This window comes from Priestia sp. JV24 (genome assembly GCF_025910025.1).
GTDB classification, from domain to species: domain Bacteria; phylum Bacillota; class Bacilli; order Bacillales; family Bacillaceae_H; genus Priestia; species Priestia megaterium.
The window spans coordinates 327,388-354,374 of record NZ_JAPCIN010000012.1 but is presented as its reverse complement, the minus strand read 5'-3'; the positions used below and the strand labels follow the sequence as shown (position 1 = coordinate 354,374).

At 38.4% G+C, this 26,987-nt stretch carries 30 protein-coding genes; 8 read left to right on the top strand and 22 right to left on the bottom strand.

Annotated elements, in window-relative coordinates:
• Positions 1-10: 10 nt before the first annotated feature.
• Positions 11-1,060, bottom strand: coding sequence for an NAD(P)/FAD-dependent oxidoreductase (locus OK414_RS07505; protein WP_016763555.1), 1,050 nt, complete (start codon positions 1,058-1,060; stop codon positions 11-13).
• 189 nt (positions 1,061-1,249) lie between these two features.
• Here OK414_RS07505 and OK414_RS07500 point away from each other — a divergent pair, with 189 nt between their 5' ends.
• The 4 genes from OK414_RS07500 (at position 1,250) to OK414_RS07485 (ending at position 5,064) form a co-directional block, all read left to right on the top strand.
• Positions 1,250-2,044: an ABC transporter ATP-binding protein gene (locus OK414_RS07500; RefSeq protein ID WP_034653274.1), complete on the top strand. Its 795-nt coding sequence runs from the start codon at positions 1,250-1,252 to the stop codon at positions 2,042-2,044.
• Entirely contained in the window at positions 2,045-2,968 is a 924-nt protein-coding gene (locus tag OK414_RS07495) for an iron-hydroxamate ABC transporter substrate-binding protein (protein ID WP_016763553.1), read from the top strand.
• Between the two features lie 81 nt (positions 2,969-3,049).
• Complete coding sequence (locus tag OK414_RS07490) at positions 3,050-4,060, top strand: FecCD family ABC transporter permease (RefSeq protein WP_263045401.1); 1,011 nt, start codon at positions 3,050-3,052, stop codon at positions 4,058-4,060.
• Positions 4,057-5,064, top strand: coding sequence for a FecCD family ABC transporter permease (locus tag OK414_RS07485; RefSeq protein ID WP_263045402.1), 1,008 nt, complete (start codon positions 4,057-4,059; stop codon positions 5,062-5,064). The genes OK414_RS07490 and OK414_RS07485 overlap by 4 nt, the downstream gene beginning before the upstream one ends.
• 90 nt (positions 5,065-5,154) lie before the next feature.
• On the opposite strand, the gene OK414_RS07480 is transcribed toward OK414_RS07485, so the two are convergent.
• Positions 5,155-5,322 carry a YfhD family protein gene (locus tag OK414_RS07480; RefSeq protein WP_013082434.1) on the bottom strand — a complete coding sequence of 56 codons (168 nt, stop codon included), beginning with the start codon at positions 5,320-5,322 and terminating at the stop codon, positions 5,155-5,157.
• A 128-nt stretch (positions 5,323-5,450) separates the two neighbouring features.
• On the opposite strand from OK414_RS07480, the gene ytzI reads away from it, so the two are divergent.
• The gene (ytzI, locus tag OK414_RS07475) at positions 5,451-5,585 is read left to right on the top strand and encodes a YtzI protein (RefSeq protein WP_016763550.1); all 135 of its coding nucleotides are present in this window, start codon (positions 5,451-5,453) and stop codon (positions 5,583-5,585) included.
• A 29-nt stretch (positions 5,586-5,614) separates the two neighbouring features.
• On the opposite strand, the gene OK414_RS07470 is transcribed toward ytzI, so the two are convergent.
• From OK414_RS07470 to OK414_RS07455, 4 genes are read right to left on the bottom strand one after another with little or no spacing between them, the layout of a single operon-like run.
• Positions 5,615-5,812 carry a helix-turn-helix domain-containing protein gene (locus tag OK414_RS07470; protein WP_016763549.1) on the bottom strand — a complete coding sequence of 66 codons (198 nt, stop codon included), beginning with the start codon at positions 5,810-5,812 and terminating at the stop codon, positions 5,615-5,617.
• Between the two features lie 45 nt (positions 5,813-5,857).
• Positions 5,858-6,286, bottom strand: a complete 429-nt coding sequence (locus tag OK414_RS07465; protein WP_034653280.1) for a MarR family winged helix-turn-helix transcriptional regulator — start codon at positions 6,284-6,286, stop codon at positions 5,858-5,860.
• A gap of 60 nt (positions 6,287-6,346) precedes the next feature.
• On the bottom strand, positions 6,347-7,972 hold the full coding sequence (locus tag OK414_RS07460) for a DHA2 family efflux MFS transporter permease subunit (RefSeq protein ID WP_034653282.1): 1,626 nt from the start codon (positions 7,970-7,972) through the stop codon (positions 6,347-6,349).
• Positions 7,973-8,005: 33 nt separating this feature from the next.
• On the bottom strand, positions 8,006-8,644 hold the full coding sequence (locus OK414_RS07455; RefSeq protein WP_013056227.1) for an HlyD family efflux transporter periplasmic adaptor subunit: 639 nt from the start codon (positions 8,642-8,644) through the stop codon (positions 8,006-8,008).
• A 279-nt stretch (positions 8,645-8,923) separates the two neighbouring features.
• Here OK414_RS07455 and OK414_RS07450 point away from each other — a divergent pair, with 279 nt between their 5' ends.
• Entirely contained in the window at positions 8,924-9,385 is a 462-nt protein-coding gene (locus OK414_RS07450) for a MarR family winged helix-turn-helix transcriptional regulator (protein ID WP_016763546.1), read from the top strand.
• Between the two features lie 49 nt (positions 9,386-9,434).
• On the opposite strand, the gene OK414_RS07445 is transcribed toward OK414_RS07450, so the two are convergent.
• The 15 genes from OK414_RS07445 to OK414_RS07375 form a co-directional block, all read right to left on the bottom strand.
• Positions 9,435-10,238 (bottom strand): endonuclease I family protein, encoded by an 804-nt coding sequence (locus OK414_RS07445; RefSeq protein WP_047930889.1) that lies wholly within the window; start codon positions 10,236-10,238, stop codon positions 9,435-9,437.
• Positions 10,235-11,194: a S8 family peptidase gene (locus OK414_RS07440; protein WP_047930890.1), complete on the bottom strand. Its 960-nt coding sequence runs from the start codon at positions 11,192-11,194 to the stop codon at positions 10,235-10,237. Before OK414_RS07440 ends, OK414_RS07445 begins: the two co-directional genes overlap by 4 nt.
• A gap of 200 nt (positions 11,195-11,394) precedes the next feature.
• Positions 11,395-12,135 carry a DsbA family oxidoreductase gene (locus OK414_RS07435; RefSeq protein ID WP_034653288.1) on the bottom strand — a complete coding sequence of 247 codons (741 nt, stop codon included), beginning with the start codon at positions 12,133-12,135 and terminating at the stop codon, positions 11,395-11,397.
• Between the two features lie 142 nt (positions 12,136-12,277).
• On the bottom strand, positions 12,278-13,534 hold the full coding sequence (locus OK414_RS07430) for an alkaline phosphatase (protein WP_074894509.1): 1,257 nt from the start codon (positions 13,532-13,534) through the stop codon (positions 12,278-12,280).
• Positions 13,535-13,674: 140 nt separating this feature from the next.
• A complete protein-coding gene (locus OK414_RS07425) occupies positions 13,675-14,655 on the bottom strand; it encodes a DUF3231 family protein (RefSeq protein WP_013082423.1) in 981 nt (326 codons plus the stop codon).
• 251 nt (positions 14,656-14,906) lie between these two features.
• Entirely contained in the window at positions 14,907-15,134 is a 228-nt protein-coding gene (locus OK414_RS07420) for an HAD family phosphatase (RefSeq protein WP_016763541.1), read from the bottom strand.
• A gap of 18 nt (positions 15,135-15,152) precedes the next feature.
• Positions 15,153-15,965, bottom strand: a complete 813-nt coding sequence (locus OK414_RS07415) for a BtpA/SgcQ family protein (protein ID WP_016763540.1) — start codon at positions 15,963-15,965, stop codon at positions 15,153-15,155.
• Positions 15,966-16,049: 84 nt separating this feature from the next.
• Positions 16,050-17,375 carry a GntP family permease gene (locus OK414_RS07410; RefSeq protein WP_263045403.1) on the bottom strand — a complete coding sequence of 442 codons (1,326 nt, stop codon included), beginning with the start codon at positions 17,373-17,375 and terminating at the stop codon, positions 16,050-16,052.
• Between the two features lie 79 nt (positions 17,376-17,454).
• Positions 17,455-18,171, bottom strand: a complete 717-nt coding sequence (locus OK414_RS07405; RefSeq protein WP_016763538.1) for a GntR family transcriptional regulator — start codon at positions 18,169-18,171, stop codon at positions 17,455-17,457.
• 11 nt (positions 18,172-18,182) lie between these two features.
• Entirely contained in the window at positions 18,183-19,199 is a 1,017-nt protein-coding gene (locus OK414_RS07400; protein WP_095379995.1) for a sugar kinase, read from the bottom strand.
• Positions 19,192-19,947, bottom strand: coding sequence for a 2-dehydro-3-deoxy-phosphogluconate aldolase (gene dagF, locus OK414_RS07395; RefSeq protein ID WP_095379883.1), 756 nt, complete (start codon positions 19,945-19,947; stop codon positions 19,192-19,194). Before dagF ends, OK414_RS07400 begins: the two co-directional genes overlap by 8 nt.
• Before the next feature lies 1 nt (position 19,948).
• Positions 19,949-21,052 carry a DgaE family pyridoxal phosphate-dependent ammonia lyase gene (locus tag OK414_RS07390; protein ID WP_034653304.1) on the bottom strand — a complete coding sequence of 368 codons (1,104 nt, stop codon included), beginning with the start codon at positions 21,050-21,052 and terminating at the stop codon, positions 19,949-19,951.
• Entirely contained in the window at positions 21,030-22,130 is a 1,101-nt protein-coding gene (locus OK414_RS07385; protein ID WP_095379881.1) for an amidohydrolase/deacetylase family metallohydrolase, read from the bottom strand. Before OK414_RS07385 ends, OK414_RS07390 begins: the two co-directional genes overlap by 23 nt.
• Positions 22,131-22,284: 154 nt before the next feature.
• Positions 22,285-23,208, bottom strand: coding sequence for an oxidoreductase (locus OK414_RS07380; protein ID WP_034653307.1), 924 nt, complete (start codon positions 23,206-23,208; stop codon positions 22,285-22,287).
• A 153-nt stretch (positions 23,209-23,361) separates the two neighbouring features.
• On the bottom strand, positions 23,362-23,733 hold the full coding sequence (locus OK414_RS07375; protein WP_013082413.1) for a thiol-disulfide oxidoreductase DCC family protein: 372 nt from the start codon (positions 23,731-23,733) through the stop codon (positions 23,362-23,364).
• 412 nt (positions 23,734-24,145) lie between these two features.
• Here OK414_RS07375 and OK414_RS07370 point away from each other — a divergent pair, with 412 nt between their 5' ends.
• Together OK414_RS07370 and OK414_RS07365 are read left to right on the top strand one after the other, a co-directional pair.
• A complete protein-coding gene (locus tag OK414_RS07370) occupies positions 24,146-25,369 on the top strand; it encodes an MFS transporter (RefSeq protein ID WP_263045404.1) in 1,224 nt (407 codons plus the stop codon).
• Positions 25,370-25,487: 118 nt separating this feature from the next.
• Positions 25,488-25,667, top strand: a complete 180-nt coding sequence (locus OK414_RS07365) for a hypothetical protein (RefSeq protein ID WP_080743092.1) — start codon at positions 25,488-25,490, stop codon at positions 25,665-25,667.
• Positions 25,668-25,708: 41 nt separating this feature from the next.
• Here OK414_RS07365 and OK414_RS07360 read toward each other — a convergent pair whose 3' ends face one another.
• Entirely contained in the window at positions 25,709-26,920 is a 1,212-nt protein-coding gene (locus OK414_RS07360; RefSeq protein WP_263045405.1) for a sugar efflux transporter, read from the bottom strand.
• Between the last annotated feature and the right edge of the window lie 67 nt (positions 26,921-26,987).

Here is a 26,987-nt window from a genome sequence, read left to right as displayed (position 1 = left end):
GCACCTCGCTTTACTTCATCATTTGTTTAATTAGTGCTGAATTACGTTTTTTGAATACTTCATTATGAGAAGAAACCATAGCCGCCTTAGCAGCAGAGGGCTGAACGAATTTTTTTGCTTTGTTTACGGCATTAGCAGCGTCTTGAAAAGCACCTGTAATCAAATGGACTTTTCCTTCGTGCATGAGAATATCTCCCGCTGCATACACGCCTTCTACAGACGTTTCGCTTGCTGCATTACCTGCGATGTAATAGTCATCAATAGTTTTGATATGTAGTTCACTGCCCTTTAACAGCTCTGTGTCTCTTTCATAGCCGTGATTAATAATAACTTCGTCAATGGGCAAGTAAGCAATTTCACCGGTTTGATGATTAGTCAGTTCAACTTTTTCTATAAATTCATGCGTCGCATCAGCCACTAATTTTGTAATAGATGTGTTAAGCAGACACCGAGCTGAGCTATTTATTAATTGTCTCACTTGTGCTTCATGACCATTTAGTTCGCTGTTTCGGTACGTAATATACACTTTTTTAGCAACGGGCTCTAGCTCATTTGCCCAATCAATGGCTGAATTGCCTCCACCGGAAACAATCACCGTTTTATTTTTAAAATGCTGCAGAGATTTAACTGTATAGTTTAAGTTTGTTACTTCAAATCGTTCTGCTCCTTCAATTTTGAGCTTTTGCGGGTTTAAAATACCTCCTCCGACAGCAAGGATAATAGTTTTAGAGTAATGATGTTCACCTGAAGAACTCGTTAGCTGGAAAATACCATCTTTTAAGCGAGAAATGGATTCAATCTTCTCATTTAAAACAACAGTTGGATCAAACGTCAGCCCTTGCTCAACAAGCTGTTCAATAAGCTTTGCACCAGCCACAGGAGTTTGTCCGCCCACATCCCAAATCATTTTTTCAGGATAAACGTGAAGCTTCCCGCCTAGCTTTGGCTGATATTCAATCAGCTTTGTTTTCATTTCTCTTAGTCCACTGTAAAAGGCCGAGTAAAGGCCAGCCGGTCCCCCGCCGATAATTGTCACATCAAAAAGTTCATGGTGTGTCATGCACGTTCACTCCTTATAATCAACCGTTATTGATTATCATTCTCATTTAAATATACATCTTCTTCACCGTTTTGACAATAAAAATAACTATTGACATACGAAAACGTTCGAATTATAGTATGTAAAGAAAACGATATTGATAATCATTATCATATATTTGTTGTATTAAATATAAACGGAGGTTCAGATATGGTTCGCCTATATACAGAGAAATTACATATTAGTTATGGTGAACGTCTAATAGTAAAGAATTTAAGCGTTAACATTCCAGACAAAAAGATTACAACGATTATTGGTTCCAACGGATGCGGCAAATCAACGCTTTTAAAAGCCATTACCCGCATTATTTCTCATCAATCTGGTTCCGTTATTTTAGATGGGGAAAACATTTCAAAAGAACATACAAAATCACTCGCTAAAAAAATGGCCATTCTCCCTCAAACGCCGGAAAGTGCCAGTGGGTTGACTGTTGGCGAGCTCGTGTCTTATGGGCGCTTTCCCTATCAAAAAGGTTTTGGACGTCTATCAAAAGAAGACTATCAAACGATTGACTGGGCGCTTGAAGTCACCGGCATAAAAGACTACAAGTTTCGTCTCGTTGACTCTCTTTCAGGCGGTCAACGTCAGCGAGTGTGGATTGCAATGGCTTTAGCTCAAGAAACCGACATTATATTCCTCGACGAGCCGACTACCTACTTAGATATGGCCCATCAGTTAGAAGTGCTTGAGCTGCTTCAAAAACTAAACAAAGAGCAAGAACGTACCGTCGTAATGGTGCTTCACGATTTAAATCAAGCCGCTCGCTTTGCAGATTATATTATCGCTTTAAAAGATGGAGAAATTGTTAAAGCTGGAACGTGTAACGAAGTTATTACGCATGACGTTCTAAAAAAAGTGTTTCATATCGACGCTGAAATCGGACGAGACCCGAGAACCAATAAACCAATGTGCATCACGTATAACTTATTAAGAGGAGATAACTAAATGAAAAAATTACTGCTTCCATTCATGCTCATATTCGTACTACTTATTAGTGCCTGCAGCAGCGGTTCAACTGAAAGCAAAAACGATTCTAATAAAGGAAACAGCGGATCCAAGACAATCACATATCAATCTGAAGACGGTCCTGTAAAAGTTCCGGCTAACCCGAAACGTGTCGTAGTGTTAGGCTCTTACGCAGGTAACGTCATGTCGTTAGGTGTCAATATTGTCGGAGTTGATTCGTGGTCTAAAATGAATCCCCGCTTTGAAAAGAAATTAAAAGGCGTTGAAGAAGTATCAGATGAAAATTTAGAAAAGATCATTAAATTAAAGCCCGACCTAATTATTGGCTTATCTACTACAAAAAACGTTGATAAATTGAAAAAAATTGCTCCTACCGTTACGTATACATACGATAAAGTAGATTACCTTACTCAGCATGTAGAAATCGGAAAACTATTAAATAAAGAAAAAGAAGCACAGTCATGGGTAAACGATTTTAAAAAGCGTACGGCAAAAGCTGGTTCTGACATCAAAGCTAAAATTGGCGAAGATACCACGGTTTCAGTTATTGAGAACTTTGACAAGCAGTTGTATGTGTTTGGCGATAACTGGGGACGCGGAACGGAAATTCTTTATCAAGAAATGAAATTAAAAATGCCAGAGAAAGTAAAGAAAATGGCTTTGAAAGATGGATACTATGCGATTTCGCCAGAAGTTCTTCCTGAATATGCCGGAGATTATTTAATCTTCAGCAAAAACCAAGATGGAGATACATCATTTGAGAAAACAGATACGTACAAAAATATTCCTGCTGTAAAGAATAATCACGTATTTGAAGCAAATGCAAAAGAATTTTATTTTAATGATCCAATCACATTAGATTATCAACTAGATTTCTTTACTCAAAAATTTCTTGGCAAGTAATTCATTCAAGAGGAATTCTTTTTAGAATTCCTCTTACTTTGTTTTACTAAATTTATTCTTATATGAAAAGATGGGTGTTTTATGAAAATAGACAATCAGCGGTTCATTCCTTTCTTATATAAATTAATAGGTATGCTGCTCGTATTCATCGTAATGTTTGGTCTTTCCATGGTTTTTGGTGCTGCTGACATATCGATAAAAGATGTGTGGCTAGCACTTTCATCAAGCAGTGTAAACGAACAGATTTCGATCATCCGAGATATTCGCCTACCTCGTGAAATCGCCGCTGCTTTTGTTGGCGCTGCTTTATCAGTATCAGGGGCGATTATGCAAGGTATGACAAAAAATCCTCTTGCAGATCCAGGACTTTTAGGCTTAACTTCTGGCGCAAATGCAGCTTTAGCTGTAACCATTGCCTTTATCCCTTCTGTAAATTATTTAGGTATTACGATTGCTTGCTTTATTGGAGCTGCGGTTGGCGCAATTTTGGTGTTTGGAATTGCCGCTATAAAAAGAGGTGGTTTTTCTCCGCTTCGAATTGTACTAGCCGGGGCTGCCGTTTCAGCGTTTCTTTATGCGATTGGAGAAGGCGTCGGTATTTATTTTAAAATTTCAAAAGATGTATCGATGTGGACTGCTGGCGGAATGGTAGGCACTTCTTGGGAACAGCTTCAAATCATTGTTCCCTTTATTGTCGGAGGTATATTCATTGCCCTTTTGCTTTCTCGGCAGCTTACTATTTTAAGTTTAAATGAAGAAGTTGCTATGGGGTTAGGTCAGCAAACAACAAAGGTCAAAACCATTTTATTTGTTGTCATGGTTCTTCTTGCAGGTGCTTCTGTTGCGCTAGTCGGAAACATGGTGTTTATCGGCTTGATGATTCCTCATATTGTACGAGGAATTGTAGGAACCGACTATCGTTATATTATCCCTATGTCGGCTATCACTGGCGCAGCGTTTATGCTGCTCGCTGATACGTTGGGCCGAACCGTAAGTGCGCCTTATGAAACACCAATAGCAGCAGTTGTATCCATGATTGGTTTACCTTTCTTTTTAATCATTGTTCGTAAAGGAGGAAAAGCATTCTCATGATCCACCCAGCCCTTATTAGAAAACAACGAATAATTATGATGCTGCTCACTGTTTTGATTCTTGGAACGATTGTGATAGGAGTGGGGCTTGGTGCTGCCTCCCTTCCTTATAATAAAGTGTTTCCTACTCTTTTTGGCAAAGGGAATTTTGCGGATGAGTTTGTTCTTTTTTCAATTCGACTTCCGCGAATTATCATTACTCTTTTAGCAGGAATGGCTCTAGCTTTATCAGGCGCTATCTTACAAGGTGTTACGCGCAATGATTTAGCGGAACCTGGAATTATAGGAATTAATTCGGGAGCAGGCGTCGCAATTGCCGTATTCTTTTTATTTTTTCCAATTGAAGCTGGCTCTTTCGTGTATGCTCTTCCGTTAGTAGGGTTCATCGGCGCCTTGTTTACAGCTGGCCTTATCTACCTTTGTGCATATAGTAAAAGCCAAGGGCTGCAGCCTGTAAAGTTTATTTTAACAGGCGTAGGTTTTTCGATGGCTCTTTCTGGAATGATGGTGGTGATTATGTCATCAGCTGATCATGCTAAAGTTGATTTTATTGCTAAATGGATTGCAGGAAACATTTTGGGGACAGACTGGCCTTTTATATGGGCACTTCTGCCTTGGCTTCTTGTCTTGATTCCTTTTATATTGTACAAAGCAAATTCATTAAATATTTTTAACTTAAATGAAGCTGCAGCTATTGGAGTCGGCATCGCTATAGAGAAAGAACGTGTAACATTGCTTTTAGCAGCGGTTGCATTAGCGGCAGCCGCAGTTTCAGTTACAGGCGGGGTTGCCTTTATTGGGCTTCTTGCTCCTCATATTGCCAAAGGCTTAGTCGGACCGAGAAACCAGCTTTTTATTCCCGTTGCTATTTTACTTGGCGGCTGGCTTTTGCTGATTGCAGATACAATAGGACATAACATTGCCGATCCTAACGGTCTACCAGCAGGAATTATTGCTGCCGTAATCGGTGCTCCTTACTTTATTTATTTGCTTTTGAAAAGATAATAAACGAGGCTGAGAAATAACGACCCACTAATCAAACATTTCAATTAGTGGGTCGTTTTTCACTTGGGCTAAAATACTTTTATCTCAGCTTTATTTTTGCTTTTTTTGTCTCTCATCTGCAGCGTTCGCTCTAGCCTGAGCTTCTAAATCGTCTTGGTCTGCTAATTCACGAGAAAACTCTTCGTCTACTCCATCTGCTTTAGATGCAGGATAATCCGCTACCTTTTTTAATTGTTTTTTCAACTCTTTTTCATTCATTATAAACACTCCTTTATTCTAGACTGTTACTAGTATGCGTTTGTCGTTTCTGCACTATGTGGAGAAAGAAGGAATTTTACCAATAAGACCGAAAGCATACGTAATAAGAAAAAGAAAGGACGTTTTATATGATCATCATTATTACACTCTCTATTATCATTGTATTTGTTATTTTACTGCTATGCATAGTTACTACTTCGAAAGCTTATGATTACAAACATACGGTAGATCCGCTTACAAAAAAACAAGACGAAAAAAAGTAGGTGCGCTCGTTTCACACCTACTTTTTGTATTAACCTTGCAGTGTTTTTAAATCATCATCGTTCAATTGAAATGCTTGCTTAATTTTGTCTTCCAAGTTTTTTGTTACTCTTCGCTTCCCCACTTCAACCAGTGCAATTAAAGAAAAGCTGCAGTTCACTGCTTGAGCAAAGTTTCGCTGATTCATATTGTAGTTTTTCCGAATGTTTTTTACCATTTCTTTATTCATTTACACTCACTCCGCTTAACTCAATATACTTTTTTCTACTCAAGTTCAAGTCACATGTTCATCTAGCTGTCGACAGAGCGTGAGAAATTGCTGCTGTTCTTCTTCTTTATAGCAAGCAAACAGTTTTTCAACCCCTTGCTGCATGTCTTTTTCAGCAGCTTGAATCACTTGTTTCCCTTTGTTTGTAAGCTCGACCATAACTTTACGCCGATCTCTTTTTGAATGGTAGCGCTCCACAAGATTCAATTCATACAAACGTGTAATCGATGCTGTAATAACACTTGGGCTCGCCTTTATCTCGTCTGCCACTTTGGTGACAGGCATTGTACGTGCACGTTCAACAATCAGTAAAATATGATATTGAAAAGGGGTAATTCCGTAATGATGTAAAAGGCTTTTTACATTTGTCATTACTTTTTTGTTTAAAGATATTGAAATTCTTTGAATTTCTTCACCAAATATCAATGGATCCATCCACCTCACCACCCCTTTCTCTCCAACATTTTTATGAGGAACTTTTGATTCTATAGCACCTTATGAATTTATACTTTTAGGAGCTGGAAGCATACGAATATCTTCCTCTTGAGCTTCTGATTTCTTTTCTTGGACTACTTTATCTTTACGTACGTCACGAAGGAAGAAACTTAGAATTAAACCGATAACAGAAATTGCTGTTGCCCAGTAAAAGGCATCGTTAATACCTTGGATCGTACCTTGCTGCGTCATTTTTCCAGATAAAATCGTCAGCGCTTGCTGCTGAGCCGCATCTTGTGATAAATGCAAAGTAGCAGCTACCTTTTGTACAAATAAATGAAAGCTGTTCATAAAGAATGGATCAGACGTATTCATGGAACTGCTGATTTCATTTACATGATACGTTGTACGATTCGTAAAAATGGTCGTCATTAAACTAATACCAATTGAACCACTTACTTGACGAAGCGTATTAGACATTGATGTTCCGTGACTGCTTAGTCGCTGCGGAAGCTGATTCAAACCGGCTGTCATAATCGGCATCATTAAGAGTGACATACCGAACGAGCGGATAATATAAATCGCTAAAATATGAGTAAACGGTGTAGCCATCGTCAGCTTCGTAAATTCAAACGTTGAAATAGATGTAATGAGCATACCAACGATTGCTAGCGGACGAGGTCCAACTTTATCAAACAATGTACCTGAAATCGGCGACATAACCAGCATAACAAGTGCGCCAGGAAGCAGCAGCAGCCCTGAATCAAAAGCAGAATATCCGCGGATATTTTGCAAGTAAATTGGAAGCAAGAACATACCTGCGTACATACTGATTGTAATCGCAATACTAATAATATTTGATAGTGAAAAAATATTATATTTAAACACGCGCATATCCAATAGCGGCTTTTCAGATTTAATTTGTTGAAGAACAAATATAATTAAAAGAACTGCCCCGCCAATGATTGTAGAAAGAACAACTGAATCCGTCCAGCCGTCATTTCCAGCTTCACTAAATCCGTAAAGCAATAATCCCATACCTGCAAGTGATGTCACAACAGAAGGCATGTGAACTTTTACATCCTTTGGAGGCTGAATGTCTTTTAATTGAAAGAAAGCAATAATTAATACAATGGCACCTAATGGCACCATGCCGTTAAAAAGGATGTGCCAATCATAGTTTTGAATAACCCATCCAGATAACGTTGGTCCAATAGCCGGTGCGAACATCATGGCTAAACCAAAAATCCCCATCCCTTTTCCTCGCATGTGAGGAGGGAAAATAAACACAATAATAGTCATAACAAGAGGCGATAAGACACCTCCGCCAATAGCTTGAATTAAACGGCCGGTAAGCATAATCGAAAACGTAGGTGCAATTCCGCAAATCAATGATCCTACTGTAAAACAAAACATTGCAAATAAGAACAAGCGACGCACACCAAATCGTTCAATTAAAAAAGCTGAAAGCGGAATTAATGCCCCGTTCACAAGCATATATCCAGTTAACAACCACTGAGCTGTATTTGCCGTTACGCCAAACTCAGTAATCAAATGCGGGATGGCCACGTTCAGTAACGTTTGGTTTAATATCGCAAGAAACAAACCAAGCATTAAAACAATCAATAGCGGAATATGCTTTTTGATGGATCCATCACTTGTGTTTTCTATACTGGCTGTCATCATATTTCCTCCCTTCTTGAACTGTTGTAGTAAGAATTAGTCTTTCGAAATTTTTACTTCGGCGTTCATACCTGGCAGTACATGCTCTGAATAATTAGAAATAGAAATTTTTACAGGAACCGTTTGAGATACTTTTGTGTAGTTTCCATCTGAGCTTGAGTTCGATGTTAAAGATGAAAGTGAATTGGTTGCATATCCAATTTCTTCGACTTTGCCGTCGATTTTTGCACTGCTGTCTCCGTCTACCGTTACATCTACATCGTCGCCTTCTTTAATATCCTTAAGCTGATCTTCTTTAATATTTGCTACGATAAATAGGTCTTTCATATCTACTTCGGTTGCAATTTGCTGTCCAGCTTGAACCATTTGATTTTCTTTTACGTTTGTTTGAATAATTTTTCCATCTGCTGGTACTGTAGCAGCTACAGAGCCTTTTTCAGCTTGAATCTTAGCAATTTCAGCATCTTTTGATACATCATTTCCTTCTTCTACTGTCCAGCTTGCTACTTTACCTGCTGCAGGTGCAACTACATTGTATACATCTCCAGATACTTTAGCGTTATCCGTTGTAATATAGTTGGATTTTTGAACGTAATAATATCCTCCTCCAATTAATAAAGCTAAAATAACGATGATTCCAATAAAATTTGTTACCATTAAGCGACTTCTAGACATTCATTACTCCTCCTTAATACTTCACTAATGAAATTACTTTTTTATATAGCTTTTTCATAAAGATATTATCTCCATCTATTATGAGATATGTTTCTTTACAATCATCTATTTGGTTAACCACCTAAATAACTTTATCATAAAGATATTTTTTCGTAAAGGTATTAATTTAAAAATAATAATGGTGGTTAAAGATAATCATTGCCATCCTTTACAATTGTTTCATTTTATTTTAGAGTTAGTTTATATACGTCCGTAGTGTACAAGGAGATGGAAGCTAGCATGGATAACAATTTAGATTCAAAAATTGAACACCTTTATCAAATTAACACATCTTTTTTTCAATATATGCGACATTTAGTCGAAGAAACATTAAAAACACAGCCTTATCACTTAACACCCACTAAATTTTATATCTTAAACTACATTGCCAGCGGCACAAAGTATATGGTAGCAGATATTTCAAATAAACTTCACTTAACCTCGGGCGCTACAACTAGCTTATTAAATCAATTGGAAGAAGAATCTCTCATTCAGCGCGTGCGAGACGAAAAAGACCGGAGAGTCGTGTGGGTTTCATTGACCGATGAATCCAAGAAACTTGTTTCAATGATTACAGAGAAGCGAAATGGATTTTTAAAAGATATGCTAGCAGCTCTAAGTGTAGAAGAACAAGAAGAATATTTTCGCTTATTAAATAAAATGGACGCCCTTTTAAGTGATAAATATGGATTTTCATATTAGATTATCCAAAAGAGCTCCGCTTCGAATTGAAGCGGAGCTCTTCGCTATTTTAGAAAGCAGAACTCATTAACGCACCTGCTTTGTCAGGAAAATCGATAAAAGGATTTCGGTTGCCTTGCAACTCAAAGATTGCTGCATTGCGATGTTTTTCATAAAGTGAAACAGTAAATTCTTCATGCCATTTTAGTAAAAGAGGAAGATCTACTCGCGAAGAGTCAATTTTATTATGATAGCGAATTAAAAAATAAAGAGTTGATCGAGCCACAATTCCTTTTCCATATTCAGGTTCAAACTTACCTTTTTCTGCTTTGCCACATCCTTCTTTCACATCTGATTGCTTTACTTCCGGCGTATAATCCGCGAAGTCAATATAAGAAGAATTACCTCTTCGGCTGTTGCAAGAAGGTTCACACGCAAATAAATGATGGAGGTCACCTCTCATAGGCTCATGTTTTCCAAACCAAGATTGCGGGACAACGTGCTCACAGTTTAGCAGTATGTCATTGCTTGAAAGAGAGGAGTTACTAAACGATTGAAGTTGATCAATATCTTGCTGTATAGTTTCTAACGGATCCATCCCTTTCCCTGAGTATAGACTTTTCAGCTCCCCATTCTCCTGTAGATCCACCCATGGGTATACATATTTATGCGGCGAATAACTTAGCAAATGCTGATGCGTTTCCGTTAACAAAGTTTGCATGGCTTCTCTTTCAAAGAGCGTATCTTGATAATAAAGATTTTTATTTTCTTCATCCGTCTTTTCATCATAATAACTTCGATTGTTTACGTATTCGTGATAAAGAGCTTTTGCCTGCTGCTTTTCCATCATTAACATATCTAAACTGCTTCTCATCTGATCACCTCTGAAGTCATTTGACTTTGAATTTCACGCAACAGCTTTTCAACAACGGTCAAGTGCACAAATCCGTTTCCTACTTCTCTTGGTGATTCATTTAATGGAAGGGTTCTTCTGATTAACTGTGCATAAAGCTCTGGTTCTGTAAGTTCTCTTCCAAACATTTCATTTGAAAGAACTTTTATCAATCCTAAGGCCCCTGCTACGTGAGGTGTTGCCATAGAGGTTCCGCTCAGTGCGGCATACTTTCCATTCAAGTAAGTTGATACGATCTTCTCTCCCGGAGCTACTACATCTACTTCGTTGTTTGAGTTGGAAAATACCGAAGATCGTTTCTCTAAATCAACAGCTCCTACGGTAATCACTTCATTATATGAGCCAGGGTACGCAAACTCATCTGTGGAGCCTTCTCCATCTCCTTCATTTCCCGCTGCGCAGACAACTAAAATATTCTGATCAACAGCATCTTGAATCGCTTCATGCAGCTCAGGCACATCCGACGGACCTCCAAGCGACATCGAAATGATATCTACTTTTTGCTCGATGGCGTAGTTAATACCTTGAATAATCCACTCGTATTGACCTGAACCATTTCCATCAAGTACTTTTAGGATAAGTAAGCCCACTTCAGGAGCCACTCCTACAACACCCGTTCCATTATGCGCTGCTGCAATTGTGCCTGCTACGTGAGTGCCGTGACCATTATAATCTTGAAAAATATCTGGATTTTGCTGATCATCTTGTGTAAAGTTTTTTCCTCCAATAATTCGCTCCTGCAAATCTGGATGTGTAACATCACAGCCGGTATCCAAAACCGCTATGGTTATTCCCCGTCCCTTTGTTTGCTTCCATACTTGCTCTGCTCCAATTAGAGCGACTCCTTCTGGGACTTCATTAAATTGATTCAATTGTTCAACTACTTGAAATGGGATAATGCGCACTTTGCTTTTCATTCAGATTCCCCCTGCAGGATTAAATGGAAGCTAGTTCATGGTGGGATCACTTTTAATCGCTTATTTTTGGAGCTTACTCATCGAGGTTTGTTGCTTCTAAACTTATTATAACACAAAAACAGAACGTGTGTTTGTATTTTTGTGAATTTTTTTGCAAATAAATAAAAAGCAGAAGCGAAATTTCCGCTTCTGCTTTTTATTTATTGTTGGTTTTTAGAGGAATCAGGAACGGCACATTGACCATCTGCACAAAAGGCATCATCTGCGCCTTCTGGAGAAAGGCTCTTCAAAGCGGGAGTCGGATTTTCTTCTTCCCATACTTGTTGGAGAGCTCCTACAAATGTTTCGACTGGCTGTGCACCTGAAATCGCATATTTTTGATTAACAACAAAATATGGAACACCGCTAATGCCATATTGCTGAGCCGTTGCTTCATCACTGCGCACTTCATTTGCGTATGCGTTTTTATCCGCGAGAATTTGACGTGCTTCTTCTCGGTCAAGACCTGCATCTTCTGCAACAGCAACCAGCGTCTCTTCTTCACCTAGATGTTTTGATTCAGTAAAGTATGCATATAAGAGTTTTTCTGTAATGGCTGCTTCTTTTCCTTGAGCTTTTGCAAATTTAGCTAAGCGGTGAGCATCAAATGTATTAGTTGGCTTCATATCGTCAAAATTAAAGGATAAGCCCACACTAGCTGCCTGCTGCCCGATACCTTCATTTGCTTGTTTTGCTTGTTCAATGGTCATTCCATATTTAGCAGCAAGAGCTTCATTAATCGTTTTGCCAGTATTAACTGGGGCATTTGGATCTAGCTCGAAGCTTTTAAATTCAACCTGCACATCATCTTTGTGTGCAAATTGCTGAAGCGCTTGTTCTAATCGGCGCTTTCCAATATAACAAAAAGGACAGACAAAATCTGACCAAACTTCTATTTTCATTGTGACACCTCTTCAATTCAAGATAATTCTTATCGTAGCATACCTTTGAAGAAACTCCATCATAACTTGCTCAAACAAAGCAAAAACACCGTGTTGATTTACATACTAAGTGTATTCAATCAACACGGTGCTTTTATCTCACCTATTTTAAATTCATTGCTTTTAGAAGAGCATCATGTAAATACGTATTTTCATATACTCCGGTAAATCTTTCTGAGCCGGCACCCATTGCATTTAAAGGAACGTCTGATGACGTATGCTCTTCAGTTGTCCAATCCGCAACGAACTGCTCTTTTGAATGAGCGATTGCAAATGGCCCATCTTCTTTTGATACTTCATCTCCACCGTTATCTTTATTGTCTACTTTTTCAAGTGCTAAACCTCCGGTTGCATGGTCAGCTGTTACTAATACGAGAGTGTCTGGGTGTGTTTTAGCATAAGCTTTAGCCATCTTCACCGTATCATCAAGCTGCTTACCTGCTTTAATCATGAGTTCAGCATTATTATTATGAGCCATTTCATCAATGGCCTCCTCTTCTACTACAAGAAAGAACCCTTTTTTATTTTGTGATAGCGTATTGATTGCTTTTTTTGTCATGTCTTTTAGAGATACTTGAGGGTTGTACACATCACCTTGGCCTTCAGGAGCTTGTTGAAACATTTCTTCATTAGCAAACAGACCAAGCAATTTTGTTCCCTTAGCATATTTTAATTCATTTTCGTTATTAACGTACGTATACCCAAGTTTTTGTGCTTTGTTTACTAAGTTTCCTTGCGTTCCTTTGCTTCCTTCAGTTTTATCTTCTGGCGGGGCATCTGAGTGTGCACCTTCATTTCCTTTTGTGTACCAATAATCTTCTCCGCCACCTAGAATCACATCTATCTTACTGTTTTCAAGATACTGCTTCGCGATGTCACTTTGAGCACTTCGATCTTTAACATGTGCGCCAAAAGCAGCTGGAGTTGCGTCTGTTACTTGACTTGTTGTCACAAGCCCCGTCGTTTTCCCAGCTAATTTTGCTTTTTCTAAAACTGTTTGAACAGGCTTTCCTTTCATATTTACGCCAATAGCGCCATTATAACTTTTAACTCCTGAAGCCATGGCTGTAGCAGCTGCTGCAGAATCCGTAACAAATGAATTTCCTGAAGATGTATGGACTCTCCCTACTGCCGGCATATCATCCATTGCTAACTTTCCATTTGCTCCTACGGCGGCCAGTCGGATTGCATCACGATGGTCGGTACCCATACCGTCTCCAACAAAAAGAATAACATTTTTAGCTTTTTGGTTATTTACGCCTTTAGCTGCTTTAGCATCTGTTGGTGAATTTGTTCCAAATGCCAGCGCTGCTACAGTTACCGCTGATAATACTGCCGCTCCAATTGCACGTTTTTTCATTGTTTACACCCTTTACTGTTTATTATTGACATAACTTAACTGTACACGCAGTCTGTTAAATCAACTTGAATAAAAGGTTAAAGGTGTGTAAAGATATATAAACTTCCATTTACAATGCATGAAAGAGGCTTTCATTTTAGCTAATCCATACTTGGCGGAACTTCAAGCCAGCCTTTTTTAATCATAATTTCTGTTGCTTCGCTTGCATATTGAAACGCATCTTCTCCTATCAGCATCATTTTAGCCACAATATCTCTTCGAAAACTAAATGCTGCTCCAAACGCCTGACTTCCGATACTGAAGTTACTTAGTAAAATATCGCATGTCAGCATCAAACGATCCGAAAAAGCAGGCGTTTCAGAAGTGGTTATGCTTCCTGTTGAGGCAACAGAAGGTGAAATATCGTCTTGTATAATTATTTCTTCAAGTCGCGTAATAATTTTTTTACTGACCTCTTTTCCTTTCAAAAAATGCTTTTTCACTTCGGTATCCTTAGCCGTTTGAGAAAAAGCCTTCATTAACTTCATCCCGACAATGTTTGTTTCGACTCCATGATAAATCTGCGCTAGCTCCATCGTATTTAGTACTCTTTTGTCCGCAAATACATTTAAGCCGCTCAGATATTTTCTATCTGAAACAAACTCAACGGTAGTTGGCATTGGAATATAGGGTGGGCGTGATAAAATTCCTTTTCTCAATAAGTACTGCGTACAGGAATCGTAGCACTCTTGCGTAATTTTTGTTAAATCCTGATAAAATTTCACCACATCTTCTCTGTAGGCCTTGCCTAAACTTAATGTATACATCCCCATACTAATTTCTTTGATGACACGAAGAAACATAATATCAAATCCATTAGTAAATAGTTTTGGAGCCTGTACGTTTACGTCTTGAGATGAAAGCCCGGTTGGCACTACGGCTCCTTCTTTTTCAAATATTGTTTTTATTTTTCGTATGTATATAATAAGCTGCTCACGCAAGTCCGTCATAATTGTTTTAGCATCTTCATCATCCGCATGTTCAATCATATAATCTAACAAGCAAATAATTAACGTTTTCTGCTGATATGTCATCCACAGCGTTCCAATTTCACTTGAGGTAATACTAGGTTTGTCAGGCACTGTTACTTCCCTCCGCTTCTTCAGCTTTATTGAGTGCTTTTATTGTTCAAAAGAGAACATACTCATTGTACGTTTACTTATCATTATGCTATCCAACATTCTTTTTTTTATTTAAATCTCTAACAAACAGCTTTTCAGGCAACAAAAAACAGCTCCGATTACAGAGCTGTTTTTACGTTTAATTTGTATAGTTAAGATTCTAATTAATATGAAAAGGCTCGTTTTTTATTAAATCGTTGCTACAATAAAAGTTAATTGACCAGATAGTTTGTATTCTCCAAATTGGGTGAGGACAGTGAAAATTGCTCTTTTAATATTGTCCATTTTCTTTTAGCTGTTCCTCCAATGAAATTGAGCTGTGTATCCTCATCTACTTCTATTCCTAGCTTTTTAAAGATATCTTTATTACGGATGCGGTATACAGGTTCACTGTCGACAATTACGCCATCCATATCAAAAATAAAAGCTAATTGATTCATCTTTACCCCTTCTTTCGTTTAAAGATTGTCACGAAAAACTTTTACTTTGTCCATGAATTTTTTTACACGATCAACATCCACATGGTTTTCAAATTTGCCGTCGTATTTAAATGTTGTACCTACAACTGCCCCATCAGCAATGGATAACTGTTCTTTGAAATTAGTGAAATTAACTCCTGTATTAACAAGTAGAATTGTATTGGGAACAGCCTCCTTTACGCGTATTAATAACTGCACGTCCGTCTTGGCCCCTGCTGTTAATCCAGATACACATAGTGCATCTGGTCTATTATTAAATACCGTAGATGCAACAATACTTTCAATTTCCCGCTCAGCCAAATACGCAGCAGATTCAGGGACAACATTATATAATAATTTAACGTTTTGTGCCCCAATTCGATGCTGATGTCTAATTGTTTCTCCAACGTTGGTATTCCAAGTACCAAAATCACTTGCATATACGCCTGTAAAAATTTCTCTAACAAATTTAGCCCCTGTAGCAGCCGCTAAATCCAAAGATTTCTTAGCATCCCACAATACATTTACCCCAAAAGGCACTTTAATTTCCGACATCAATTCACCTATAATTCGGGCCATCGCAGCTACAGTTTCCGTTTTAACATCCGTTAAATATGGCATGCTAAACTCATTTGAAAACATAATGGCATCCACTCCGCCTTCTTGAAGAGCATGCAAATCCTTTCTTGCCATTTCTACCACATAGTCCATGCCTTTTTCATTATTAAAATATGGATCTCCGGGCAACGGTAACAAGTGACACATAGCAATAATAGCTTTTTCTGTTCCAAGTATTTCTTTTAACCAGGTCATATACATTGCCTCCTTATTCTACAAATACTATATTTCAAGTCAACTAGTAAACCTCCTTCCAAAATAATCAGAAGGAGGCAATTTTTAAATAAAAACATCAAATAATAGAACGCCTCCAAAAGCAATAAACGAAAGCAGGGTTTCTAGTACCGTCCATGTTTTAAACGTCTCTTTTACTGTTAGACCTAGATATTCTTTTACTAGCCAAAAGCCTGCGTCATTTACATGAGAGAACATTAGTGATCCTGCTCCTGTCGCAATAACCAGCAGTTCCAGATTGACTCCAGACATATGCACAATGATTGGTGAAACAATGCCCGCAGCTGTTGTTAATGCAACGGTTGCCGATCCTGTAGCAATACGAATTAATCCTGCTACCATAAATGCTAAGACAATAGGAGAAAGCGATAATTGCTCAGACATTTGAGCAATTGATGTACCTACACCGCTATCAATTAAAATTTGTTTAAATCCCCCTCCAGCTCCAATAATTAAAATAATAGATCCGACCGGAAGTAAAGATTCTTCCACTAATTTTTTAATCACACCTTTCTTCATTCCCTGACGCATGCCCAAAAGATAAAATGCGGCAAAGCAAGAAATTAAAAGTGCGATGACAGGGCTGCCGATAAATCCAAAAAATTTAGTTAAAAAGCTAGAAAGCGGTATATACGGAGCCATAACAGATAACACCATTAATAACACAGGTAATAAGATAATGAAAAATGAAATATCTGTGTTAGGTAATTTTTCAGATGAAGTGCTGACACGAATTAATTCAGGTTCCCCTTCAGGAATCACACGTTTATGCACCCATTTTGCGAATACAGGACCTGCTACTATTGCTGCTGGAAGAGCAATAACCAATGAATAGAGCAAAACTCTTCCTAAGTCTGCATTATATATTCCAATGGCTGTCATCGCTCCCGGATGGGGGGGCACCAGACCGTGGACAATCGATAGTCCTGCAATTACAGGCAGTGCAATTAGTAGAATATTCTGTCTTGTTGTTTTATGAATAGAAATTACTAACGGCAGTAAAATAACAATTCCGACTTCAAAAAAAACCGGAATGCCTATTATAAAGCCAGCAAAGAGCATCGCCCACGGCAACTTTTTGATTCCAAAAAACCTAATAAAAAACTCCGCGACCTGCATGCCAGCACCTGAGTCTGACATCATTTTTCCTAAAATCGTTCCAAGCGCCAAGATTCCAACAAGGTGACCTAAAACACTGCCGACTCCTGTTTCATAAGCTCCCACAATTTTGTCCATTGAAAGCCCTGACATAATAGCCAGAAATAAACTGGCAACGGTTAAGCTGATAAAAGCGTGCCACTTCCACCAAGAGACCCCTAATACAACAATAACAATGGCTAGGCATGTCACAAGCAATAGATACATATCCATACTAAATTCCTCTTTTTCCCCATTTAGTAAACGCTCTCATTTTTTCAGGCGAAAAGAATATGTATTCTTCTCGCACTTCTTAAATATCGTAATTCACAATGTATTGCTGCATCTCTGTATTATAATAGCCCTCACTGTATTCGATGATATTTCCTTCTTCATCATATGAATACCGTGATCTTTTTAATAGCGCTTCTCCGGCCTGCACATTCAGTCTTTCGCCTACATAAGAATCAGCTTTTGCAACAGCAAACTGATCTCGAAATTTCTCCAATGTAATATCCTGTTCTTCAATCAAATCGTATAACGATTGTGCATTTAAGTGTGTTAATTCTATCCCTTCCATGCGCTGCATGGTTAAATAATGCGTGTAATGAATATAAGGTTCATTATCTAAATAGTAAAGACGTTCTATTCGAATGCATTGCTCACCGAACAGCTTATATAAAGTTGTTTCTGGTGCATTTTCAATTGTCTCTGCCCCAAGCAGCCTTTTTTGAATGATATGCCCTTTTTCCACCAATACTTCGGTAAAGCGTTTTCCTTTTGACAGCCTTGAAATGGATGTATTTCGAATAACTTTTGTTCCTTTACCGCTTTTTGTTTCTAAATATCCATCTTTCACAAGTTCTTTAATAGCATTTCGAACCGTAATTTTACTTACTTGAAATTCCTCTTCCAGCTGCGGTTCAGAAGGAATATTTGTTTGAATGGGATACACGCCATGCAAAATTCGATCTTTTAAGATATTTTTTATTTGCAAATACAATGGTCCTTTTTTTCGAGATACGTTCACTATTACATCCTCTACCTTTCTACATCGCCTACTGATTCTGTCATCGCTTTTTGTATATCGTGCTGGGATGACATAGGAGTATCGCCTACGATTGTATGAGCAAGCATTCCCGCTGTTACAGCGAATGCAACAGTCTTTTCTGTCGAAAAGCCCTCTAACTCGCCATATAAAATGCCGCTTGTATAGGCATCTCCTGCGCCTATTCTATCATAGACAGAAAAAGTAATCGTATCAGAAAATGTAAATGTATGATTTTTATATATAAAACCGCACAAAGAGTGCTTATTGTCCTTATTAATAGATCGGTGCGTACCGGCTACGACAGAAAGATCGTACTTCTTTGCCACCTTTGGAATTAGTTTCATCAGCTGCTCTCTTCTGCTTGTTTCTTCTGTTTCCATCTTAAGAATGTGCATAGCATCTTGTTCATTCATCATTACGATATCTGCAAGGTACAGCATATCTTCATAATGAGGTTTTGCACTTTCATATCCTCCATCTCCCCATAGAGACGGACGGTAGTTACAGTCAAATACGACCATACCACCGCGTTCTTTTACCGCTTTGGCAAATGATTTCATATGGAACCGGACGGAATCATTCATTGCCAGAGAGATTCCGCAAAAATGCATCACATCTACTTTCTCCGCAATATTCTCAAAATCATATATGCCTTCAGGAGCTCTGTTGAAGCTGCTTTCTAAACGGTTGGTATATGTAACCCGGCTAGATCGGGACCCAAATCCATTTTCTAAAAAATACATACCGACATGTTTTCCGCTGCGTTTAATAAATGACTGTGAAATACCTAACTTTTTAAGATAAGATACAGCCGCATCTCCCACAGCGTTATCCGGTAAAGCAGAAATCAAATATCCCGTATATCCGAAGTTAGCTAACCCCGCCGCTACATTTACCCCTGTACCAGAAAACGAATAGCTTAATGTATGAGCTTGAGAAAGTAATTCATATCCTGGTACTTGTAAACGCATCATTACCTCTCCAAATGCTGCAAAATTCTTAGCCATGCTGATCAACTAACTTTTTCATCTTTTCAAGAAGCTCACGTACATCATTTACTTTTGTCTTTCCTGTTTTCTGATCAATAATTGACGAATAAACATGCGGAATAATTTTTGGAACGTCTGCTTCCAAAGCAATACGCAAAATTGTTTCAAAGTTTTCTTTATCAATTCCGCCAGTTGGCTCTAAAGCGAATCCTTCTTCCCCGCAAGCGTCTGCCACAGCTCGGAATTCCTCTTCATAGCTTAACCCTTTCATAGGAAAATACTTGAGCGCGTTTCCTCCCATGTCACGTACTAGGGCAATAGCTGTTTTGACCGGTACAATAGCTTGTTCATCATGCGCTGCACTAACTGGGCCAGTCGAAATATTTACATAGCCGACTTTGCCGGTTGGGGACACTAAACTATTAATCCAGCTATCCTTTTCACTTAGATTAGCACGTGTTGCTCCAACAGCAGGAAATACTTGATTAATATGACTGCCAGCATAATTCTTTGCAATTTCTGCTACTACAGCTGCCTGACGATTGTCTCCAGCGCCTAAACCGATTGATACTGCTTCTTCAATTTCTTTTCCGTATTCTTTCATTGCTTTTACTGCTTCTTCAACAGTAGAATAATCCTTGGATAACACGCCTACTAAGACATGCCCTTCTGCAGCCTCAAATACTTCTTTGGCATTTTCGATACTGTTTGCTAATACGTTTAACGCTGCGCGCTCTTTATAAAAACGTTTTGTAATGTTTGACATGTCACTTTCCTCCTACAATTTCGCGTATTCTAGACTCAATTACATGTATATCGTCGCCCTTTAAAGGTCTGGGATCGATATCAAAATATCCTTGTCTTATCCCATAATCGCGTGTATAAATAGCAATTTCACCTTCACACAACTCTTTTACAACCTCTTTCGCAGTTGTATTAGCCCGTTCTGGACTGATTTGAATTCGTGCACGGAATATAGCTCGACCTGCTTCATCTTGTACAATTGTCACATTCACGCCTTCTATATCTTTTAATGACATCAATGCTTGTAAACTTTCTTTTTCTTGTTCACTTTTATCTTTTTTCTCGCGATACTCATCAAGAGCTTGAAGTAATCCAAACGTTGTTTCCTTACCAACTTTCATACTTCTTCCAATGCAATGTAATTGAACTTTCAACCATTCAATGTAGCTACGTTTACCACCAACAATTCCAGATGTTGGACCTTCAATTGCCTTTGAACCACTATAAATCGCAAGGTCTGAGTATTTTACATACTTTTGAAGGTCTTCTTCTGCCGCGGCATCCACAATCAATGGAATATTATTTTTCTGTGCAACTTCCCACGCTTCTTCCACAGAAATCATATTTTTTTGAACAGTGTGATGAGACTTCACATAAAGGATAGCAGCTGTATTTTCGGAAATCGCTTCTTCAATATGAGTCGCTCTACCCTCATTAGCATAGCCAACTTCAATAAGCTTTCCGCCACCTAAATAAACCATGGTTTCAACTGGGGCCCCGTACTGTACGTTATGACCTTTCAGCATAATAATTTCATTTTTGGAGATGACCTCTTGATGAAGGCGCTCGCTTTTACGGCGGTTTCCTTGTGTAACAAGAGCAGCAATAGAGAGAGCAATTCCACTTGAAGCTGAGTTAACAACCACAGCTGCTTCTGATCCTAGAATGTCAGCAATATAGTCACCTGCTTTACCAACTAAATCAGCAATCTCAACGTAATTTTGTCCTCCTTGCTTCATTGCATCCATTACTGTATCAGTTGGTGCTGATACTCCTAAGATGCTCATTCGGCCGCTCGCATTAATTACTCGTTTCAAGCCATATTTAGCATTCAATGAACGTTCCATTTACAACTACTCCTTTTGCTTTAATTATTTGCTTACCTTCTCTCTGCTCTCCTTCGGAATCAATAAACAGAACAGGCTCGTCTTCTATAGTAAAGAGAGTTAAATTGGCACGGTCTCCAACTTGTATCCTTCCTAACTCGGGTCTGTTAAGCCATTTTGCCGCATTAACAGTAACACCATTAACTACTTCTTCAAGGCTGTATCCTAAATAAAGAAATTTAGATAATACATGAGCTAAGCTATATACAGGCCCATTTAGTCGGTTCTTCCGATAAATGTCTGTACTGATTGTATCGAATTTAACATTATGCTTTTTGGCAGCTTCTGCTACTTGAAACGAAAAGCTTGCATTTCCATGCCCTACATCCAAATGAACACCTCGTTGGATGGCCTCCATTAGGAGTGGAAGCGGCTTTCCTTCATTATCAAATAGATTATTAGCTTTTCCATTCAAATAGTGAGTAATAATGTCTCCTTTTTCTAGAATCGAAACAACTTCCTCAATAGCAGGAGGGCCAGATCCGATATGAACCATTAATGGAAGTGAAATTTCACTAGACATTTTTCGAGCAAAATATAAAGGCTCAATACCGCTTTTACCTACTACACTTTTACTTATACGGGCTTTTAAACCTACAATAATGCTTCTATATGCTTTCATGGCTTCCAAAATTTTTTCCGCTTTTAGCCACTCCATATTTGAAAGCTCATCTGTGCGTTTTAGACCAATACGCGAAATATTTAAAAACGCTAACAAATTAGTTTTTGCTGCATATTGGCTTTGAACTAAATCTGCTATTTGATCAGCACCGCAGCTACCTGCATCTACAAGTGTTGTTACTCCTTGTTTCACTCCTATCTCGTCTATCTCATCTCCATACGGCTCGAAATCTGGAAATGCATGAACATGTAAATCAATCCATCCGCTTGATATGTAGGTTCCTGAGTAATCATAAACAAGCGGTGCTTTTCCTTCACCAGCTTTTGCTATCTCAGAGATTTTTCCATTTTCTATAACAATATCAAACTCTTTTTCAGTGACCGATTTGACATTCCGTAATAGAAACCGATTCTCCATTTCGTTCACTCCCCTTATGATGACGCTTACACTAATGTTAATTATTTTTCTGCTTTTACAAATGTAGAATAACATAAAGAATTAAATAAGTAAATATAACGTTATAATGTTTTGATTCAAAAAAAGATAAAAAGCGACCAATAGCCGCTGGTTTTTACCTTTTCTTGAATATATATGTCACTTTTGTTAACTCTTCCGATGCGCTCCATAGTTTTTCTGCTACGTCCGGTTTAAATAAAACGTCTCCCATCATATCTTTTACAGGATATCCTTTTTTAGCATCTTTTCCGTCCGGCCCAATATACGCACCGCCTTCTATTGCTTCAGTGGCTGCGTAAAGGGTAGGCAGCGCGCCCATTTCTGCAGATTGACTAAATAGCTTGACCAAAAGCTTCAACAAAGCGTTTGGCTCTTTGCCTGAACCGCGTGATAATAGGTTAGTATTCGAAATGCCTGGATGCACCGCCGCACTAATTGTCGTTGATCCCGCTGCTTCTAAACGTTTTTGCAATTCTTTTGCAAACAACAGGTTGGCGAGTTTACTTTGTCTATAGAACTTCATTGGACTGTAGCCTTTTTCCCCGTCTAGATTATCAAAATAGATTTCTCCAGAATTAGCAGCTATACTGCTTACCGTTACGACTCGTGAATGTGGAGTTTCCATTAGCAAAGGAAGAAGCAAACCCGTCAATGCAAAATGCCCTAAATGATTACAGCCAAACTGCAGTTCAAATCCATCTTTCGTTTTGCTGTGAGGCGGCACCATCACGCCTGCATTATTAATGAGAAGATTCAAAGACGAGTATTGTTGAAGAAATTGATTGGTGAAATGTCGAATAGAGATCAAGTCACTGAGATCTAATGACATAATCGTCACTTTAGCATTCCCGTTAGCCGCTTTAATTCTCTTTTCAGCCTCTTTCCCTTTTGCTTCATTACGTACAGCAAGAATGATTTCTGCTCCGCGCGCAGCTAGAGCCTTTGCAGCTTCAAATCCAATACCGCTGTTTCCTCCCGTTATAAGGGCTGTTTTTCCCGTTACATCGGGCATTCGTTCAGCTGTCCATTTTGTTATCATATAAGTTCTCCCTTTCAGCTATAGCTGTTTTTCTAGAATTTACGCGTCTAAGTCACACTAAATTAACGTTTTTTAAAATTAAAGTATGTATAAAGTATAATGTCTTCAAAACAAAAGGAACAAGCTTTTTCAAAGCTTGTCCCTTTTATATTTTTATGTGGTTCGCGGAGAATCGTAGCGCCCAAACCAGTCGTACCGGTTTGTGGAGACCCACTTGTATAGCGGGCTAAAGGCTTTGTTCATCAATGGTAAATGCAAAAGCACACCTATTGGAAATGTAAGAGGCAAAACAGCTAAAAGGCGTCTGACCGTTTCAAATCCTGCTAGAACTTCTCCTTTTTTGGTCACCATATGAATTTGATCATATAAGTCTCTTCCTTCTTCTTTTAAGTAACTATACTCCGTTCGTTCAATGTATTGAACTGGAATCCACTGGATTCGGTTGGTCCAGTCCAGCGCTTTAATTATTTTTTTTACGTTGTAACATAAAGGACATTGCGCATCAAAAAATACTTTGTGTTTCATTGTTTCCACCTTTCTTCTTTTGTTTCTTTTTCCTTAATTTATAAATACCCTTTTCTCCTTTTTAATAACCACTACTAGGAGGCACTTCTTGTGCAGCCTGGCTTTAAAGTGAACATTTTTTGCGGGTTTCTTTTGTGAATCCGCAAAAGAAGACAGGATTTTTTTATAAAATATCACTTTTTTGGTTTAAAGCACTAAAAACATGTTAGAATAGATTTCATATTGATTTGAAGCACTAGGCATTTAGTCACATACTAAAAAGGACTAAATAGATGTAATGATAAAAGATAAAGGTAATGTCTTCATAAACTTATCATGGAAGTAGGTTTATAAATAACGAAGAAAAAAGGAGGAACGGGTGATTACTTTTATCCAGTTCATATAAGCTTTTTTACGTAAGGATGTGTAAACGATGAAAAATAAGTACATGCTGTCAGCTTCAGGTATGTATATTAACTACTTTCTACTGGGCATGGTCAATATCATGCTTGCATCAAATATGTCATTTTTGACAAAACAATTAAATACCGACGGTGCTGGAATCAGCTATATCATTTCTGCTATCGGAATTGGAAAATTGCTTTCGTATTCTCTATCAGGCGTCTTGTCTGATAAAGTTGGACGAAAGCCTTTGATTATGGTTTCGTCTCTGACGATGGCGATTTTTTTAATTGGCATTCCATTATCGCCAAATTATCAAACAGCCTTTATCTTTGCTATTATCGCTGGTATTGCAAACTCTGCTATGGATGCTGGAACGTACCCTGCTTTGATTGAGGTCTTTCCTAAATCTTCAGGTTCAGCCAGTGTTCTTGTAAAAGCATTTATTTCTGCAGGAGCGGCACTTTTGCCGTTTATGATTGCCTTTTTTGCAGATCGTGATTTGTTTTATGGGTATGCTTTTTTTCTTCCTGCTCTTATTTATTTACTAAATATGATCTTTATGTTCAAACTGCCTTTTCCCAATCATAAACGCGAACAGAGTACAGTTCAACAGCTAAATACAGCAGAGAATAAATTTATCTCTGCTCCTAAAATGAAACAAGAAGGAATTGCTCTTATTGTGATTGGATTTACTTCTACAGCGCTTTTTACGGTGGCTCAAATTTGGCTCCCTACTTATGGTCAACAAGTATTAGGTATGGCTGAAAGCAGCTCAGTCCGCCTTTTAAGCTACTACAGCATCGGAGCTTTAATCTCTGTTTTAGTATTAGCTGTATTATTAAGCAACGTGCTTCGTCCTGTAACGGTTATTCTCGTTTACCCGATGATTACCCTTATAGCCGTACTTACGCTTCTTTTTGTTAAAGTACCTGCTATTGCAATTGCAGCTGCTTTTTTCATGGGATTTTCTACGGCTGGGGTCTTTCAATTAGCGATTACTGTTATGACCGAGCTTTTCTGGAACAAAAAAGGAACGGTTACCGGAATTGTCGCGACGGCTGCTGGATTAGCTGCTATTTTATTGCCTTTAGCAACAGGGCTCATGTCTAAAACGGGACATATTTCAATTATCTTTATTTTTGATGCGATGCTCTCAGTAGTAGGTATGGCAGCGGCAGCTTTTGTTAATTACCGCTACCGCAAAATCTTAAATAAAAATCGCAGCGAACAAATTCAAGAAACAGCCTCATAAAAAAGAGGCGGGGGCAAAAATATTTTAGAGAAAGTAAAAAAAACGAACCATTAATCAATGGTTCGTTTTTTTTTGTTATGGTGAACGTATGTGTCATTTGTTTAGGTCCTTCTAGCAGTTGATTGGAGAGCAAGGCGAAAACTCCTGCGGAAAAAGTGGAACAGATGAGACCCCGCAGGAGCGCAAGCGACGAGGAGGCTCATCCGCCACCCGCGGAAAGCGAAGACTTGTACGGAAATCAACTGCGGTGGCACAAGCAGTCCAGCTCATGTATACTATTTGTCCGCCTTTAGATTGAATTAATTTGGTAATGTCTCAACCTCTTCTTAACTTTTCTTTTCAACTCATTTCCTCAGCTGATTTTTGCTTCATAAACAGGAACATCACACCTGAAATAACCGAGAAAACAGCCAAAATGTAAAAAGTAGAAGGCAGCGGAATCACGCTGACTAGCGACCCCATAGCTAAGCTACTGACAACTGCTGAAGTTTGTATAGCGGTCATATATGCCGTTGTGGCTAGTCCAATTTGACGCGGAGAGAGTGACTGAGCATACACCATTCCCACTCCCATTGTAGCGGACAGAATAAAAGCATAAAATACTTGAAGCACAATTAACCCACTCAGCGGTAAATGAAGGCTCGTTAAAATAAAATAAAGCACTTGGCAAGCAATTCCAATGATAAAGAATCGTTTAACTCCGATCTTATCAGAAAAATAGCCCCCTAACGGCATAAATACTAGCTCAAAAACAGATGTAACAGTAAAGAGAATCCCTACAATCGAAACGGATTGTTTTAACGTATCCGTTATGTAGAGTGGCAAATACATAGAACGCCCGGAATCACCCGCAAAAATGAAAAGAGCTGCTACGAATACAGCTATTAATACAGAAGGTATACCGGCTGGCGCTTTTGAAGATCCATGAACTGAAGTTTGAGGCATACTGTCTTCTTTAAGCGCAAAAAGAACCCACCCTAAAGTTGCTAGCAATAACAACCCTGATAATAAAAATAAAAGAGTATACCCTCCGTGGTCAATAATTAAAGCGCCAAGCATAGGTCCAAAAATATAGCCTTGTGAAAAAGCCATTCGCACGGTACCAGTAATCGTACCTGCCTGCGATTTGCTTTCTTGCTTTTTAACAATAAAATCATTCAGCAGGGCAAAGAAAAAAGAGAACGCATTAAACCCTCCTATAGCAAGTAAAACGAGTGCTATTGTATAAGAATGCGTAAACGCTAACGGCATTCTTGAAATGGTTCCGATCAGTAACGCCCAAATAATAAATGGCTTTCGTTTCCCCCATTTGTCTGATAACGAAGCTAAATAAAACGATACGACTAAACCAATAATGCTCATTGGCACAAATAAAAATCCTGCTTGAAAAGAAGTGGCATGCAATGTATTTGTTGCCCAAACCGTTAAATAAGGCATAAAGCCGCCAACAGATAATCCAATAATAAATAATGAAATAAAAATCGTTCGAAAATCCCGGTCTGTAAATACAATCTTTATGCCTGATACAAACGAATTTTCTGTTTTCGACATAAACTCATTTCAACCCTTTCTATTCAGCTGTCAAACGTTCCATTTCCGCAAAAAAATGCACCTTTCT